Raw genomic sequence first — 16,463 nt, forward strand, 5'->3', positions numbered from 1 at the left:
GAAGTGGTGTCCGTGGCAGCAGACGTGCCGATCGCCGTGATCGGTATCGGGTGTCGATTCGCCGGAGGAATCGATTCGCCGGAAGCGTTGTGGCGGGTCGTGGCCGAGGGCCGCAGTGTGGTCACCGAAGTCCCGGCACACCGGTGGGACGTGGAGGCCGTGTACGACCCGGAGCCGGGGATCGCCGGCAAAACGCCGTCACGCTGGGGCGGGTTCCTCGACGACGTCACCGGCTTCGATCCGGACTTCTTCGGGCTGACCGGCCGGGAAGCGGAGCTGATCGACCCCCAGTTCCGGCTCCTGCTGGAGACGTCGTGCGAAGCGCTGGAACATGCCGGGTACGCCCCGCACGGCGTGCGGGGATCGTCGACCGCCGTGATCGTGGGATGCTCGTATGAGGACTACATGGACATGATGGACTTCGACCGGGGGCTGCGGAGCCCGGACGCGGCCCACGGCATCATCGGAACCACCCGCTTCACCTCCTCCAGCCGGATTTCCTACCTCCTCGACCTGCGAGGCCCGGCCATCACATTGGACACCGCCTGCTCCTCGTCCCTCGTGGCGGTGCACCTGGCAGCCCAGTCGCTGCGCACCGGCGAGGTGGACCTTGCCCTGGCCGGCGGAGTGATGCTCTCCCTCCAGGCGAAAAACACCCTCGTCTTCTCCGCGTTGGGCGTGCTGTCCCCGACGGGCAGATGCCACGCTTTCGACGCGGACGCCGACGGGTACGTACGCGGCGAGGGCGCTGCGATGATCGCCCTCAAGCGGCTGCCCGACGCGCTGGCCGCCGGTGACCGGGTACTGGCGGTGCTGCCGGGCACGGGGATCAACAACAACGGCCGCTCCGACACGATGCTGAGCCCCTCGGTCCAGGGGCAACGGTCGCTGCAGGAGCAGGTGCTGGCCCGCGCCGGGGTGGACCCGGCCCGGGTGGCGCTGATCGAGACCCACGGTCCGGGCACGGTGGTGGGCGATCCGATCGAGTACGCCGCGCTGCGGGAGGTCTACGGAGCCGGTACGGTGCCCTGCGCGCTGGGGTCGGTGAAGACCAACATCGGGCACTGCGAGACCGCGTCGGGGATAGCCGGGCTGGTCAAAGCGCTGATGGCGGTCCGCCACGGACAGATCCCGGCCAACTTGCACTTCACCCGGTGGAACCCGGAGATCGCCCCGAGCGGCTGCCGCCTCTTCGTCCCCACCGCGAGTTCTCCATGGCCGCGGGTGGACGGCCCGCGCCTGGCCGCGGTCTCGTCCTACGGCATGTCAGGGACCAACGCCCACGTCCTGGTTGAGCAGGCCCCCGACCAGGCTCGGCCGACCCGGCCCGCCCGAGCACCCTCGGCGCGGGAATCCGCCCTCCGGCTCTACCCGGTGTCGGCCGGATCCGAGGAGGCGCTGGCCGAGACCGCCGGGCGGATGGCGCACTGGCTGGACGGGGACGGCGCCGCCATCCCGCTCTCCGACATCGGCCACACCCTGGCACACCGGCGCGAACACCGCACCGCCGCCCGCGCGGTGCTGGCCGCCCGGGACCGCGGAGAACTCGGTCGGCGGCTGCGCCGGCTCGCCGCGGGGGAAGTGGACCGGCATGTATGGACCGGAACGGCGGGGCGGTACCAGCGGGGCCCGGTGTGGCTGTTCTCCGGGCAGGGCTCGCAATGGCCCGGAATGGGCCGCACCCTGCTGGCAGCGGAACCGGCCTTCGCGGCGGCGGTCGACGAACTGGAACCCCTGGTGCGGGCCGAGTCCGGATTCTCGGTCCGCGAGGCGATCCAGTCCGACGAGATCGTGACCGGATTCGCCCGCGTGCAGCCGGCCCTGTTCACCATGCAGATAGCCCTCGCCGCGGCCTGGCGAGCACGCGGAATGCGGCCGGCAGCGGTCATCGGCCATTCCATGGGCGAGGTGGCGGCCGCGGTGGTGGCCGGGGGCCTGTCGCTGGCCGACGGGGTGGCGGTCATCTGCCGGAGGTCCTTGCTGTCCGCGCGACTGGCCAGTGGCGGAACCATGGCCCAGGTCGCCCTGCCCCATGCCCAAGTCGAGGCCGAACTGGCCGCCGCCGGCATTGCCGATGTCGCCATCGCGGCCTGGAGCTCACCCGCGGCGACCATCGTCTCGGGGACCAGCGACCGCGTCCACGCCCTGGTGTCGGGATGGACCCTGCGCGACATCGCCGCCGCGGTCATCGCGGTCGACGTGGCCTCCCACAGCCCCCAGGTCGACCCGGTCCTGCCCGAACTCCGTGCCTGCCTGTCGGACCTGAAGCCCCGGACCGGCACGGTCAGTGCCGCCTTCTACAGCACGGTCCTGACCGACCCCCGCGCGATGCCGGCCTTCGACGCCCGGTACTGGCAGGACAACCTGCGCCGTCCCGTACGGTTCACCGAGGCCTGCGAGGCCGCACTGGCCGACGGGCACCGCGTCTTCGTCGAGGTCGCCCCGCACCCCCTGCTCCTGCGAGCGACGGCCGACACCGCCGCGCACGCCGGGCGGGAGGCCGTCACCCTGCCGACCCTGACCCGGGGCGCCGACGACCCGTCCGGACTGCTGCCCCAGGTCGCCGTCGCGCACTGCGCCGGCGTGCGACTGGACTGGCCCGAGCACACCGGCGGCCACCTCGCCGAAGTACCGCTCCCCGTCTGGGCGCGACAGAGACTATGGATGCCCGAGAGCCTGCGCTCCCGGCCCGGGGACCACGCCCACGGGCACCCCCTGCTGGGCGCGCACGTCCGGCTGCCGGACGACGGCCGGGGCGACCAGCACCTATGGCAGGCCGACATAGGCACCGCCTGCCACCCCTGGCTGACCGATCACCGCGTCTTCGACACCGCGGCCCTGCCCGGCGCCTGCTACGCAGAGATGGTGCTGGCCACAGCCGCCGATCTCTACGGCGCGGATGTCCCGGCAGAAGTCGTAGACCTTGCCTTCCATGCCCTGCTGAGCCTCGACGCCCACACCTCGGTGACGACCCGGGTCACCATCCTCGACCCCGACCACGCCGCCGTCGAGATCACGTGCGACGACGGCGAGCAGCCCCTCGTACTGGCCACGGCCACGGCCCGCCGGCTGCCGCAGCAGGCTCCGGCCCCCGCCCCCGTCGGCCTTCCCGAACCGCTGCCCGCACAGGCGGCGGCGCGCAGCGTCGCCCCGGTCTACGCGGCCGGTCTGCGCAAGGGCATCCTGCACGGCCCAGGCTTCGCCGCCCTGACCGCCGTCCACGGCACCCGCACGGGCGAGCGGACCGTGACCGCCCAGATCGCACTGCCCGCCGAGCACCGCTCCTCGCCCCTTGCCTTCACCGTGCACCCGGTGCTGTTGGACGTCTGCCTGCAGACCCTCGGCGCCCATCGCGACATCCTCGCCGCCGAGGCCACCTTCCTGCCTCTGGGTATGGGCACCGTCCGCCGCTTCGGCGACCCCCGGCGGGCCCGATGGTGCCAAGCACGTCTCCACACCGTGGACCAGCACGGCGCACGCGGCGACATCGACCTGCTGGCCGAAGACGGCACCGTCCTCGTGCGCATCACCGACGCCAGGATCGGCAGTACCACCACGACAGCGGACAGCCCCGGCAATGAAGCGACGCTCAACGGCCGGGCACTCGCGGTCGCTTGGGAGCCGTCCCCGCGCCCCCGGCAAACCAGCATCGACGGAACATGGCTGGTCTGCGTCGAGGAACCCGGGGACCAATTGGCACGCGAACTCGCCGACACTCTGTCGTCGGCCGACGGGCATGCCATGGTCGTCACCGCCGCCCTGCCCGACACCGCCCCTCTCGTTCACGCCATCACCGAGCACCTCGCCGCCGGGGGCGACCGCGTCGTTCTGCTCTGCCCCGCCCCTGCCGAGCGCCAGACCTTCCAAGGCATCGAATACGCCCGCCTGCGGGTGCGGCGCCTGGCCCGCGCGGTGAGCACCCTCGCCGACGTGCCGCTGGGAAGCCGGTTCCGGCTGTACGTGGTCACCCGCGGCGCACAGCCCGCCCCCGGCACCAGCGGCATCAACCTGGAGCAGTCCGCACTGCGGGGGCTGTGCCGGGTCATCGGCGGCGAGCACCCCGAACTGCGCACCACCCACGTCGACCTCGACCTCGACACCGGCAACCGGCCACCGACCGACACCGCGAAGGACCTCGCCGCCGAACTCCTCAGCGCAGACAGCGAGGACGAGACCGCCTGGCGCGACGGCGTCCGCTACGTCGCACGCCTGCGCCAGGCCCCCCTCAGAGCCGACGAACGCCACACCACGGTGGCCCGCTTCGGCCGCGACGGCCTGGCAGCCTCGCCGCGCCACCGCGGCGACCTGGACTCGGTGGAGCTGGTCACCCGCCCCCGCCGGGCGCCGGGAACCGGCGAGATCGAGATCGGCGTGCACGCCGCGAGCCTGAACTTCAAGGACGTCCTCAACGCGCTGGGCACCCTCCCCGGCGACACCGGAACCACCCCGCTGGGGCTCGACTGCGCAGGCGAGGTCACGGCCGTCGGAACTTCGGTGACAGGGCTTCAGGTAGGGGACCGCGTCGCCGCCTTCGGCCCGGGCACACTGGGCACCTTCGTAACCCTCTCCGCGGCCACCGTGTTCCCCATCCCCCCGGCAATGGAATACGCGCAGGCCGCGACCCTGCCCGCGGTGTACCTGACCGCCTGGTACGCGCTGCGCCACCTGGCTCGTGTGCAACCGGGCGAGCACGTCCTCATCCACTGCGCGACCGGCGGCCTGGGCCAGGCCGCGGTCGCCCTGGCCCAGGCCTCGGGCGCGGTCGTCCACGCCACCGCGGGCACCGAGGCCAAGCGCGCCATGCTGCGCGGCCTGGGCGTCGAGAGCGCCTGGGACTCGCGCACCCTCGACTTCGCCGCGCACGTCCGCAGCGCCACCCAGGGCCGCGGGGTCGACATCGTCGTGAACTCCCTGACCGGCCCAGCCCTCCGCGCCGGCCTCGACCTGCTCCGCCCCGGCGGGCGTTTCATCGAGGTCGGCAAGAAGGACATCCAGGCCCAACACCAGCTGGGGCTGTTCCCCTTCCACCGCAACATCACCTTCGCCAGCGTCGACATGACGCTGATCGCCGCGCGGCTGCCCGCCCTCGCCCGCGCACTGACCCGCGAAGTCGGCGACGAAATCGCCGCGGGCCGCATCACCCCGCTTCCCCACACCGTCCACCCCCTGGAGGGCCTGGCCGACGCGCTGCGCACCATGGCCGCCGCCGCACACACCGGCAAGCTGGTCGTCACCGTTCCCCAGGCCGGCAGCACACCTGCCGTCGTCCCGCCCGGCCAGGTCCCTCTCACCCGCAGTGACAGCGCCTACCTCATCACCGGCGGACTGGGCGGGCTGGGCCTGCTGTTCGCCCGTGACCTCGCCGAACACCACGCGGGCCGCATCGTCCTCAACGGCCGCACCCGACCGAGCCCGGACGCGGCCCGGGTCCTGGGCGCACTGCGGCAGGGCGGGGCCGACATCGCCGTCGAACTCGGAGACATCACAGACCCGGCCACCGCGGCCCGGCTCGTGGCGGCCGCCACCGCCACCGGGCTCCCCCTGCGCGGCATCGCCCACGCCGCCGCCAGTATCCGCGACGCGACCGTGGCGGGCATCGACGACGCCCTGCTCGACCAGGTATGGGGGGCCAAGACCATCGGGGCCTGGCACCTGGACCAGGCCGCCGCGGGCCAGCCGCTCGACTGGTGGCTCGGCTTCTCCTCCGCCGCCACCTTGATCGGCAACCCCGGCCAAGGCGCCTACGCCGCCGCCAACGGCTGGCAAGACGCCTTCACCCACCACCGCCGCTCGCGCGGCCTGCCCGCACACAGCATCCAGTGGGGCGCCTGGGCCGACCACGGACGCGGCGCCGCCCTCGCCGACCGTGAGTTCACCATGATCAGCCCCGCCGAGGGACTGGCCGCCTGCCGCACCGTCCTCGGCCACACCCGAGCCCTCACCGGCTACCTCCCGCTACACGACGCGCGCCGCTTCATCGGTGAGCGTCTGCACGACACACCCTTCTTCGCCGCGCTCGCCGGTTCCCGCACCGCAGACGTGGCGCAGGATCGGTACGCGCAGCTCCAGGCACACCTCCAGCAGGCCGACCCGGTCACCCGGCGAACCCTGCTCGCCGACTTCCTGACCACGGACGTGGCCGCCATCCTGCGCCGCAACCGCGCCGGAGTGGACCCCGACACCCCCATGGCCGACCACGGCCTGGACTCCCTCATGGCGACCCAGCTCTGCGCTCACATCAATCAGGCACTCGGCATCCGGATCCCCGCCAAGACCATCTGGAAACATCCCACCATCAGCGCTCTGTCCCACCACCTGGCCGACCGGCTCGAGGCCGCCGCCGTACCCGCACCGGTACTGCCGTGAGCGGTCCCCGGGTGGTCGTACTCGGCTGCGGAACAGCCGGAATACTGGCTGCCGCGGCAGTCGCCGAGTACGCCGACACCCTCACGATCCTCGAACGCGACCGGATGCCCGAACACCCCAGAACACGCAAGGGCGTACCCCAGGGACGACATCTGCACGGCCTGCTCTCCACCGGCGCCCACGCCATGGACGCCCTGCTGCCCGGCGCCCTGAACAGCCTGCTCAGCCACGGAGCCCACCGCATCGGCCTCACCGACCAGACCCTGATCTACGGACTGCACGGATGGATGAACCCCTGCCCGACCCAGCACTTCATCCTCGGCGCCAGCAGACCCCTGGTGGAATCGACGATCCATTCCCACCTCCTGGGCCGGCACTCCGTCCGGATGGCACAAGGCGTCGAGGTGACGGGCCTGCTCGGTGACGGCAACCGTGTGCGCGGTGTCCACGTCCGCCACCGCGATACCGGACACCGAGAAGAGGTGGCAGCCGACCTGGTCATCGACGCCACCGGCCGCGGTTCCAAGACCGCCCAGTGGCTGACCAGGTTCGGACTCGGCCCGGTACCGGTCACCGAGGTCGACTCCGGCCTGGCCTACGCCAGTCGCGTCGTCCGCCTCCCCGCCACGGCACCGCAGTACCGGTGCGTCACCGTGCAGGCCGATCCCCGCTCCGACATCCCGGGCCGGGGCGGGTTCTGGCTGCGCATCGAGGACGACCAGACGATGATCACCCTGTCCGGGACCAGGGGGGCACATCCACCGCTGGACGAGGAAGGGTTCGGGCGGTTCGCCCACAGCCTGCGCCATCCGCTCATCGGTGAACTCCTCGCCACAGCCCGCCCGCTCACCCGCATCTCGGCCTTTCGCGACACCGCCAACCGGCGTCACCACTACCACCGGCTCCCTTCCCTACCCGCCGGCCTCGTGGTGACAGGCGATGCGAGCACCACCTTCAACCCGCTCTACGGACAAGGAATGACCGTCGCGGCGCTGAGCGCACTGGCGCTGCGCGAAACACTGCGCGACAACCGCCTGGACGGTGCGGGCTGCCACAGGATCCAGCGGGCCATCGCCCGCACCGCCGACCTGCCGTGGATGATGTGCACCACCGAGGACATCCGCTACCCGGATGCCCGGGGACCACGGCCCTGTCCGGGAATGCGCCTGGCGCAACGCGGAGCCGACCGATTGCGCGCCGCGGCCGCGCACGACCCCGCCGCCGCACGGGCCTTCTGTGACGTATTCAGCCTCTCCGGACGGTTCACCACGCTGGCCAGGCCCGCCGTGATCTGGGCGACCGTGCGCGGCCCTCGCCGACCGCCGTCGAGTACCCCGCCACCGGCCCGCACGGGGAACGACGCTCACTCCCGGGACACGGCAGCGGGCCGCGACGTCCCGCCGGACAACCGCCTCAGGTGACCGCATGACACGAGCCGGGGCACCATCGACAGCCCGCCCACGCGCATGCCTCAGACCGGCGGCGATCTGGGCGGCGGTGGGGACCGTGTTCCTCGTGGTCCAAGCATGGGTCCTGGGCCGGTGGGCCGCTGACGGACACCTTCACGTCACCGCTGATCCCGACGTCGGCATCTCACCGCTCCGCGCGACTCTCGTGTCGCTGGGCGGAGGGCTCGACATCGTCCTGCTCGTCGCCATCACCGTCGTCATCGCACGAGGGTGCCGCAGAGAGGGCCGCATCACGCTCGACGCCGCCCTCGCCGCCGGATACACCCTGAGCGCCTGGCAGGATCCGCTCTACGACTACTCCGGACCGTCCGCCCTGCACAACCAGTACGCGCTGCACTTTCCGTCCTGGGGGCCCTACATCCCCGGATGGCAGGGCCATACCGACCCACGGCTGAACATCGAGACGGCAATCGGACTGGCCGGCGTCGGGGGCTTCGCAGCGATGATCGCCTGTGTGTGGACCCAATCGTGGCTCATCGATCGGGTGCTGCGACGACGACCGCACTGGGGACAAGCCCGTGTACTGCCCGTCAGCCTCCTGGCGGGTCTGGTCACGGTGTGCTTCTTCGAGGCACTGGCCATCAGCACGGGGACGTACGCGTGGGCCGGAGCCGTCCGATCACTCTCGCTGTGGGGTGGCCACTGGTACCAATACCCGGTCTACGAATGCCTCGCATGGACCATGCTCCTCACCGCCGCCGCCATGATGCGACACAACCGGCACCCCCACGGCGCGACTCCACTCATATTCAGGGGGACGGAACCAACAGCCCACCGGGGCGACAACTGGATCCGGCTGCTGGCCGGCATCGGCTTCGCGAACATCACCACCCTCGCCTACATGACGGTCAACGCCACAGCCGCACTCCACGGAAACCCCTTCCCCGCCGACACGCCGGGTTTCCTCTGGCCCCGGTGAACACCAGCACTGAGGTTTCCCCGTGAGCTCGGACACCCGATGCCTACGCCGCGAGCGCGGGGACCAGAACCCGAATCAGACCGTCAAAGCCACCGGACCGTGTGTGGGTCTATTCCGGGGGGCTTGCCCCCGGATGTTGAACACGTCTATGCGGCTCGGGCCAGGGTAGTTGCTACTGGTCGGATGGCGTTCTCGTAGGCGATCGGGGATCGCTGGCCGAGGCGGGAGTGCCGGCGGCGCGTGTTGTATCGGGTCAGCCAGCGGAAGGCGTCGAGCCTGGCCTCGCGCTCGCTCGACCAGGCTTTGCGGCCCTTGAGTGTCTCCCTCTTGAAGGCGGCGTTGAAGCTTTCCGCGGCGGCGTTGTCGGCGCTGGATCCGACCGCGCCCATGCTCTGCCGGACCCCGGCTGACCTGTAGGTTTCAGCGAAGGCCCTACTCGAATACTGGGATCCGTGGTCCGTGTGCATGATCGCGCCGGTCAGGTTTCCACGGGTCCGCTCGGCTGCCGCCAGGGCGTCGATGACGAGCTCGGTTCGTATGTGATCGGCGATCGCCCATCCGGCCAGCCGGCGCGAGCACAAGTCGATGACGGTCGCGAGGTAGAGCGGCTTCGCGCCGCTGACCGGCAGGTATGTGATGTCGCCGACGTACTTTCTGTTGACGTCGGCTGCGGTGAAGTCGCGTCCGATCAGGTCCGGTGCCTTCGATGCGGCTTGGTCCGCGACGGTGGTGCGGTGTCGGCGGCGCAACCGGACTCCCTCGATTCCGATGGTCCGCATGATCCTGGCGACCCGCTTGTGGTTGACCACTGGACCCTCCTCGTCGCGGAGTTCCGCGGTGATCCTGGGGGCTCCGTAAGTGCCGTCGGAGTCCTGGTGGACCTTGCGTATCCGGGCCGCGAGCGCGGCCTCGACGGTCTGCCGGGCCGCTCTCGCGGCCGCGGTGCGGCGCCAGCAGCAGAAGCTCGAGCGGGCCAGGCCAAGGATGCCGCAGAGCCGCTTCACGCCGTGCCGGCGCTGGTGATCGTCAACGAACTGGTAGCGGTTCACCAGCGCGTCTCCGTCGCGAAATACCGGGCCGCCTTGCGGAGGATGTACCGTTCTTCCTCCAACTCACGGATACTCTTACGCGCCGCGGCCAGCTCCGCCTGAACGCCGTCACCGCCGGCCGTCGGCGGCCCGGATCCAGTTTCTCAGCGTCTCGGTGTTCACCCCGAGATCGGCGGCGACGGACTTGATCGTCGCTCCCGGCCTCGAGCGGTACAACGCGACCGCGTCCGCCTTGAACTCGGCGGGGTAGGGCCTCATCCCCACGGGGACTCCGTTCTCCTGGACCATCAAGATCCAAGTGTCTCCGGTGTCCAAAACCTGGGGTCAAGGCCCAACCCAACTCACCCCCATGGTCTGCCCTGTGCCGCACCACCGCGGCCCCGACACCCACAGGGGGAAACACCTATGGACGTCCTCTCCGCCGCCGCCGACATCCTCACCCTCCTCGCCTCGGCCCTCAGCATCGGCCGGGAGATCCACCGCGCCCGCAACACCGACCACCACAATGGCAACGACGAGGAGGAAACGCACTGAGCTGGCCGCGCGCTCCCGGAGCGGGCCGCCGTCCGCTGAGCGTTGGTCGGGGCCGTACCGCACCGGCGCTTCGGCGGCACCGGCACGTCCCTGCGGGATTGTGTGTACCGGGCAGGGCCGGGCCCGTTGGTGAAACGGGCCCGGTGTCTCGCAGGGGGTGTCAGCTGAAGATGACGGAGCGGAGCCGCAGGGTGTTGCCGAGCCTCTGGCCCGGGGCCAGTGTGCGGTAGACGTCGCCGTCGCAGTTCGCGTCGAGGAAGACGGTGGCGGGGGAGGTCGTGTAGTTCCGTGGGGCGAGGGCGGGCAGGGCGGAGCCGATCGTCTCGGGGATGTTGATGCACTGCCCGCTGTCGGGGTTGTTGAGTTCGGCTTTCAGGTGTACGCCGTTGAGGCCGATGTAGGTGTACTGGAAGTCGCCGATGGCGGCCGCGGCGGGCGATGCCGGCAGGGCCGCGGAGAGCAGGAGAGCGCCGAGGGCGGCGGCCAGGGTGTTGCGCAGGCGCATGGTGGGTCCTCACTGAAGGAAGGGAACGTGCTGTCGGCTTCCCTTCCCCTGGCCGGGACCGCCCGGTTGCGCCTCCGCCCACAGAAAGGTCTCACCCTCACCCGATTGGCCCACAGTCCTGTGAGGACGGGGAGCGGCCACTCCCGCTGCCGGGTGCGCGCGCCAGCTGGCCTTCTGCCCGTCTCGCCAGGCAGACACCGGGAGCCGCTTAACCGGGGCAACCGCGTCGCCCCCCTCTGCGGTGCCGGAAGGCAAGACGAGGGCCCCAGGGGTCACGACGTCCCGGGCCCTGGCTCCGCACTTCGCTGACCTTCCAGCTCAACGATTGGCGGGGTGGCGTGTTACACCCAGTTGATGCCGAGCTGCGCGAGGGCGGCGAGTTGGTCGGTGGTGAGTTTGTCGTGTCGGGCTCGGGTGTTGGAGATCCATACGCCCAGCTTCACGATCACCGGTTCCGTCTCGCCCTCGACCGCGATCTCCTCGCCGTGGGCCCTCGGGACCGGCCGGTGGGCGCCTTCCCGTTCCACCCACTGCGTGAGGGCTGTAAGGCCGCGTTGGAACGCCTGGTGCGCCTTGCTCGGCCCCTTCGCCCCGCGGCTAGCCGCAGGGGCGGGAGAGGGGGCCTGGTTGGCCTGTACGCCGAGCTCGGTCAGCCGGTCCTGCTGCTCGTCCGGCAGCCGCGCCCAGGTAGCTGGCTGCTTCTGCTGCTGGAGCCAGCGTCCGACGTCGTCGCCGTCCATGAGCACGCCGGGGGCGATGTCGGGCAGGACGCCGCTGACCTCGGTGTCGACGAGGTCGGCGAGGGCACGGTACTGGCGTTGCCAGTCGAGGGGCCAGGGGCAGTTCCAGTCCTTGTCGATCGCGGCGAGCTGCGCGGCGCGTTCCGCGGCGCGGTCGGGGTCTTTGCCCAGCCCGTTCTTCGCACCCTTCCGGCGGAGGTTGGCCATGAACTGCCCGATCGCGAACTGTCCGTCGTCTCCTTCGCTTTCGCCCCAGACGGCGTCCTGCCGGGGTGCGAGGTGTCCGGTGGCCCGCCGGTACGACCTGAGCGCGGCGAGCTTGTTCTCCCAGGCCTCGTCACCCGGTTCCCACATCATCCCGGCCTCGGGTGCGTCCAGCAGCTTCTTGCGCCGTTTCGCCAGCTCCCCGGCCCGCAAGGCTTTGCGCTGCTGGTGCACCCACCGCCCCAGGGGAAAGCCCTTGGTCACCCCGACCGTGGTCTCGGTGTCGTACGGGATCGCGTACAGGCCGGTGATCTCGTTCTCGGCCCTCCAGCGGAGCAGCGCCTGGTAGCCCTCCAGCCACACCAGCGACTCGGGCCGGTAGACCCGGGTACGGAGGAACGCCGCGATCGTCGCGGCGTCGCGCGGAGTCGAGAAGTGCAGCAGTGCGGACTCTATGGCGGTGTCGGCGCCGTCCTCCTGGCCCCCGCCGTCCCCGTCGCCTGTGCCGCCCGCTCCGATGATCTGTCCGTCGTTGTCCCGCTGCACGTGCACGGGGCGTTCGTGCTGGCCGCGTGTGAGGGCGCGGGAGGCGAGTTGCTCGACGAGGCGTTCGTCGTGGGCGCGCAGGCCTTGGAGTACGGCGACGAGCGGTTTGTAGCTGGCCGAGGCGATCATGTCCTTGGGGTTCTCTCCGGGCTCGAGGAACACCGGCACGATGATCCGGGCGACCTTCGTGGTCCCGTCGCGGTGGGGGCGCAGTGCGCGTCCGATGTTCTGGACGATCTCGACTTGGGAGCCGCGGGTGTCGGCGAAGCAGATCGCGTCGACCCCGCGCTCGCCGGTGATGTCGACGCCTTCCCCGAGGACACGCACCGACGCGAGGAACGCGCGGTGGACCCGCCGGTTGTCGGCGTCGATGCCGTTGGCGAACTGCCGTAGCACTTCACGTCGTTCGGTGACGAGGTGGTCGCCGCACAGCCACTGCGCCCAGACGCGGTCCGGGGGGACGTGGCGGCCGGCCTCCAGCTCGTAGAACTCGGCGCCGATCGCCGACTTCGGCAGGCTCGCGGCCTTGGCGAGGTCGGCGTCCGAAGTGTCGTTGAGATACAGCTCGGCAGCCGTCTCAGGGACCTTCTCGGCGAACGCCGAGGCCTCCTCGACCCGATGGTGGAAGGTCATGACGGTCTTGAGGTTGTGCCGGGCCGCGTGCTCCAGCAGCGCGGTCTGGAGGAGCGCGAGGCGCCGCCCCCGCCGCGATTCCTCGGAGAGAACCAGCGGCAGCTGCTCGGGATGACGGATTTCCAGCACGTCGATCTCGAAGCCCGCGAGGATCTCCCGCTCGACCGCCTCGCTCAGCCCAAGCTCCGCGATCCACTCCCCATAGGGGCCGTCCGGGTCGCTGGTCATGGACGCGATCTCCACCTCCTGGCCGGCCGCGCCGCGCTGCGGCCGGGCCGCGGCAAGGATCCGCGGCGTCGCGGTGAGGTAGAGCCGGTAGTCGGCGGGGATCCGGCCGTTGTCGTGGATCGCCGCCCACGGCCGCCCAAGATCACCAGCGGTACCGTGGGCTTCGTCCACCACGGCGAGGTCGAACGGTGCCATTTGCTGCCCGTAGAGCCGTTCTCCGCCCGTCAGGGCGGCTTCCAGGGGTCCGCGGACCTTCTCCTGGCGGATGTCCTCGCGGTCGACGAGCGAGGCGTACGTGGCGAGGACGACGACCGGCCCGGTTCCCGCCCACAGGCACAGCTGGATCGGGTTGGTCGTGGTGCGCACGCCCAGGGAGGCGAGGACCGGGTCGTTCTCCAGGGAGCACACGGCGACCATCGGCGCGGTGTGGCCGACCTGGCGCCAGGCCTGGGCGGTCTGCGCGAGGAGGTCTAGGGTCGGCACGGTGACCAGGATCCGCCCGCCGGGGAAGGACTCCAGCGCGCACGCGGCGGCTGTGATCGTCTTCCCGGAGCCGGTTGCGGAGACGATCGTGCCCCGGGCTCCCTTTGGCGGCGCAGGGTTTTTTGCAGGGAATCCCACCCATTTACGGAACGCCGCTTTCTGACCCACCTGGTGTTCTCGGAGCTGGATCAAAAGGATTCTCCTGGTTCGGGAAGGACCTGTTCGACGGAGGTGATGTGGTGTCCGTTTCCCCGGTAGGGGCCGTCCGGCCGTCCGTAGGTGTTCCAGGCCAGGTGGGCTGCCTCGCTGAGCGAGCTGGCCATCAGATGGACGACGAAGTCGGCACCGCTTGGTGCGTGCTCGCCGAGGGGCCGGCCGGTGATGCGATAGACCCGGTGTCTGAGCAGCTTGATGGGTGCTTGAGCGTCGGGTTTCGCGGCGTGAGACCGGTCTTGTTCAAGGCGTTGCCGCCGCTCTTCCTCGTAGCGGCCCGCACGTCGGTCCTCGGCGGGCTCGTAGGCGGGCATCCGCTGCTCGGCCATGACGTGGGCAATGCGCCGCCACTGGTTGTGCTGGAGGACAGCGATGAGTTCTTCGCTCAGGTTGTGCGGTTCCTGTGGCCCCGTGGTGGCGTACATCTCGCGTTCCCGCGCGAGACGTACGCACTCCATGACCTGGTTCAGATCCAGCCCCGTCGCCTTCCTCAGTACATCGAGGCGAGCTAATTCATGGGGAAGGTATTCGTAGACAGGCATCCAGCACCCCCGCTTCTCTTTCTATCAAAAGTACATGCTGCATCAGTATGATGCAGCATGTATACTGGCACCCGACAAGAACGGGCGACTCGCTGGGCGAGCGCACAGAGAGCAGGAGCCCTGCGCCGCTGGTACTTCGCACCTTGAGTCGGGAGCCGTGATGACCGAGTTTGTTGAGAACCCCTGGACTCCCGCACATCAGGCGGTCGAGTCGGGCGATCATGCCGAGCTGACCCGCCTCCTGGACGCGGGCGTGGACCCGGAAGAAGTCTGCTGTGGGTTGACGCTGCTGCTCCACTCGATTGACGTGGAGGGGGATGGGGCACTCCAGTCCGGCGGACCGCTGGACTCGGCGCTCACTGCGATCCTCCTGGCCTATGGAGCCGACCCCACCGCAACACCTGACGGCGAGACTCCGCGCGAGTTGGCGGTCTCCTACAACCACGACATGGCAGTCAGGCTCCTTGACCGACACACAGCAGTCCTCGCGGCTCTTGACGGCCGCCCGCAGAGCGGGCTGTGGTCCTGGAGGCGGAGCCGGAAGGACTGAGGGTGGGAGCGAAGCGGACACCCAACGGGCCGTAGGCCCGGACCCCGTTTCACGGGGTCACCTCCCGCGCGCAGCGCAGGACCGGGGCCCGAAGGGGTCAGGGTGAGATTCGTACTCAGGTGTCCCCGTCGCGGCCCTGGGTGCAGCGCCTGCCCATTGGATCGGGCAGGGTCAGTTTTTCCTGGGCGGTGATGACCCAGGCATCGTCGATGAGTTCCGCGTGGTTCAGTTCGACGCCGGGTCGGTTGTGGAAGCGGTGGGTGAGGATCATTCGGTTGCCTCGGACCGTGATGCTGTTGGTGTCGCTGACGGGGTTGGTCCAGCTGCTCGCTTCTCCGGTGGTGGGGTCGACGCGGGTGAGGAAGGCGCCTTCGGGGCTGTACCACGCATGCCAGGCCAGTGTTCCTTCGGTGGCGGCTGCGTTGCCGCCAAGAGGCAGCACTGGCAGGTGTTGCGGAGTCCAGGTGTGGTTGCCGTCGGTGTTCCAGCGGGCGAGGCCGGCGCGGGATGCGGGGTGGTGGCCATAGATGCCTTCGTCGCCGTGAGCGGTCCAAATGCCACAGTTGCGGTCGGCGATGACGTAGTCGATGTCGTCGCCGAGGCAGATGTGGTTCATGGGGTAGCCGCCAGGGGAGTACACGACGGCGTTGTTCTCCCAGACTCCGTCCTTGCCGTGGCGGGTACGGCTCGACGTCAGCAGGAACCGGGACCAGGAGAGGAGAGCCAGATGACTGGTCGACTCGTCTATGCCCGTCACGGTTGTGCGCCGCTCCACCCCGTCGGTGACTACCACCAGCACGCCGTCACATGGGGCCGGTACACGCCAGCTGATCCAGCCCTTGATGTACAGGGAACGGCGCAGGTTCCGTTCTGGGACCAGGATCACTGCGAGTTCACTGTCCGGTCCGACGCTCCACCACAGGGCTCGCCATCCAGCTCGGGCGTCCTCGAGTGAGAGGCTCCATACGATGGGCAGTTCGTCAACGGGCATCGGTATTCACCTCAAGGACTCCGGGCCCTGACGGCACCCGAAGAGCGCAACGTTACCGGGCGAGTCAGCAGTGCTTGGCCCCGGGAGATCCGCAAGGCAGGAACCGGACAGGGCCGCCACACGCAACCCCTCACTGCCGGCGCCCGCGGAGCGGGCTTGCCCTGGAGGCGGAGCCGGAAGGACCTGGGGTGGGAGCGGAGCGGACACCCCTAACGAGCCGAAGGCTCGGCCCCGTGAATCGGCGTCATTCAGGGCCGCGGAGCGGCCCGTTCGGGTGGAGCACAGCGGAACCCGAACCGTCCGGAGCGAAGCGCAGGACACCGGCCGAAGGGGCCGGCCTTAGCTTGGCGAAGCCAAGTCCCGCCGAGCGAAGCGAGGCGTGTCACTGCTCCGGAGCGAAGCGGAGGCGCCAGGCGCCGAAGGCGCCTCGGCCGAGCGCAGCGAGGCCGGTCTCTCCTGAGCGCGCAGCGCTCAGGTACCCGCTCCGCGGG

The 16,463-nt window shown here is 70.4% G+C and carries 9 protein-coding genes and 1 pseudogene; 5 read left to right on the forward strand and 5 right to left on the reverse strand.

Features of this window, described 5'->3' with window-relative positions; translation table 11 throughout:
* Window positions 1-12 precede the first annotated feature (12 nt).
* From ACZ4UB_RS38215 to ACZ4UB_RS38225, 3 genes are all read left to right on the forward strand, one after another.
* Complete coding sequence (locus ACZ4UB_RS38215) at window positions 13-6,366, forward strand: type I polyketide synthase (RefSeq protein ID WP_468077694.1); 6,354 nt, start codon at window positions 13-15, stop codon at window positions 6,364-6,366.
* On the forward strand, window positions 6,363-7,787 hold the full coding sequence (locus ACZ4UB_RS38220) for an FAD-dependent oxidoreductase (protein ID WP_468077696.1): 1,425 nt from the start codon (window positions 6,363-6,365) through the stop codon (window positions 7,785-7,787). Before ACZ4UB_RS38215 ends, ACZ4UB_RS38220 begins: the two co-directional genes overlap by 4 nt.
* An 85-nt stretch (window positions 7,788-7,872) precedes the next feature.
* The gene (locus ACZ4UB_RS38225; RefSeq protein WP_468077698.1) at window positions 7,873-8,754 is read left to right on the forward strand and encodes a spirocyclase AveC family protein; all 882 of its coding nucleotides are present in this window, start codon (window positions 7,873-7,875) and stop codon (window positions 8,752-8,754) included.
* Window positions 8,755-8,900: 146 nt separating this feature from the next.
* Here ACZ4UB_RS38225 and ACZ4UB_RS38230 read toward each other — a convergent pair.
* A pseudogene (locus ACZ4UB_RS38230) lies at window positions 8,901-10,067 on the reverse strand (IS3 family transposase).
* A 141-nt stretch (window positions 10,068-10,208) separates the two neighbouring features.
* Between ACZ4UB_RS38230 and ACZ4UB_RS38235 the strand changes: the two are divergent.
* Entirely contained in the window at window positions 10,209-10,337 is a 129-nt protein-coding gene (locus ACZ4UB_RS38235) for a hypothetical protein (RefSeq protein ID WP_468077700.1), read from the forward strand.
* Window positions 10,338-10,497: 160 nt separating this feature from the next.
* Here the strand turns inward: ACZ4UB_RS38235 and ACZ4UB_RS38240 are convergent, their stop codons facing one another.
* The 3 genes from ACZ4UB_RS38240 to ACZ4UB_RS38250 form a co-directional block, all read right to left on the reverse strand.
* Window positions 10,498-10,842: a hypothetical protein gene (locus ACZ4UB_RS38240; protein WP_468077702.1), complete on the reverse strand. Its 345-nt coding sequence runs from the start codon at window positions 10,840-10,842 to the stop codon at window positions 10,498-10,500.
* Window positions 10,843-11,183: 341 nt separating this feature from the next.
* Entirely contained in the window at window positions 11,184-13,868 is a 2,685-nt protein-coding gene (locus ACZ4UB_RS38245; RefSeq protein WP_468077704.1) for a helicase associated domain-containing protein, read from the reverse strand.
* A complete protein-coding gene (locus ACZ4UB_RS38250) occupies window positions 13,865-14,431 on the reverse strand; it encodes a hypothetical protein (RefSeq protein ID WP_468077705.1) in 567 nt (188 codons plus the stop codon). The genes ACZ4UB_RS38245 and ACZ4UB_RS38250 overlap by 4 nt, the downstream gene beginning before the upstream one ends.
* Window positions 14,432-14,591: 160 nt before the next feature.
* Between ACZ4UB_RS38250 and ACZ4UB_RS38255 the strand changes: the two genes are divergently transcribed.
* Window positions 14,592-14,981, forward strand: a complete 390-nt coding sequence (locus ACZ4UB_RS38255) for an ankyrin repeat domain-containing protein (protein ID WP_468077707.1) — start codon at window positions 14,592-14,594, stop codon at window positions 14,979-14,981.
* A 115-nt stretch (window positions 14,982-15,096) separates the two neighbouring features.
* Here ACZ4UB_RS38255 and ACZ4UB_RS38260 read toward each other — a convergent pair whose 3' ends face one another.
* Entirely contained in the window at window positions 15,097-15,972 is an 876-nt protein-coding gene (locus tag ACZ4UB_RS38260; protein WP_468077709.1) for a hypothetical protein, read from the reverse strand.
* Between the last annotated feature and the right edge of the window lie 491 nt (window positions 15,973-16,463).

This window comes from Streptomyces sp. NPDC028419 (assembly GCF_055565515.1).

Bases quoted from the DNA above. Each gene is read 5' to 3' on its own strand.
- ACZ4UB_RS38260 (WP_468077709.1), bottom strand. From the start codon at position 15,972: ATGCCCGTTGACGAACTGCCCATCGTATGGAGCCTCTCACTCGAGGAC.
- ACZ4UB_RS38240 (WP_468077702.1), bottom strand. From the start codon at position 10,842: ATGCGCCTGCGCAACACCCTGGCCGCCGCCCTCGGCGCTCTCCTGCTC.
- ACZ4UB_RS38255 (WP_468077707.1), top strand. From the start codon at position 14,592: ATGACCGAGTTTGTTGAGAACCCCTGGACTCCCGCACATCAGGCGGTC.
- ACZ4UB_RS38250 (WP_468077705.1), bottom strand. From the start codon at position 14,431: ATGCCTGTCTACGAATACCTTCCCCATGAATTAGCTCGCCTCGATGTA.
- ACZ4UB_RS38235 (WP_468077700.1), top strand. From the start codon at position 10,209: ATGGACGTCCTCTCCGCCGCCGCCGACATCCTCACCCTCCTCGCCTCG.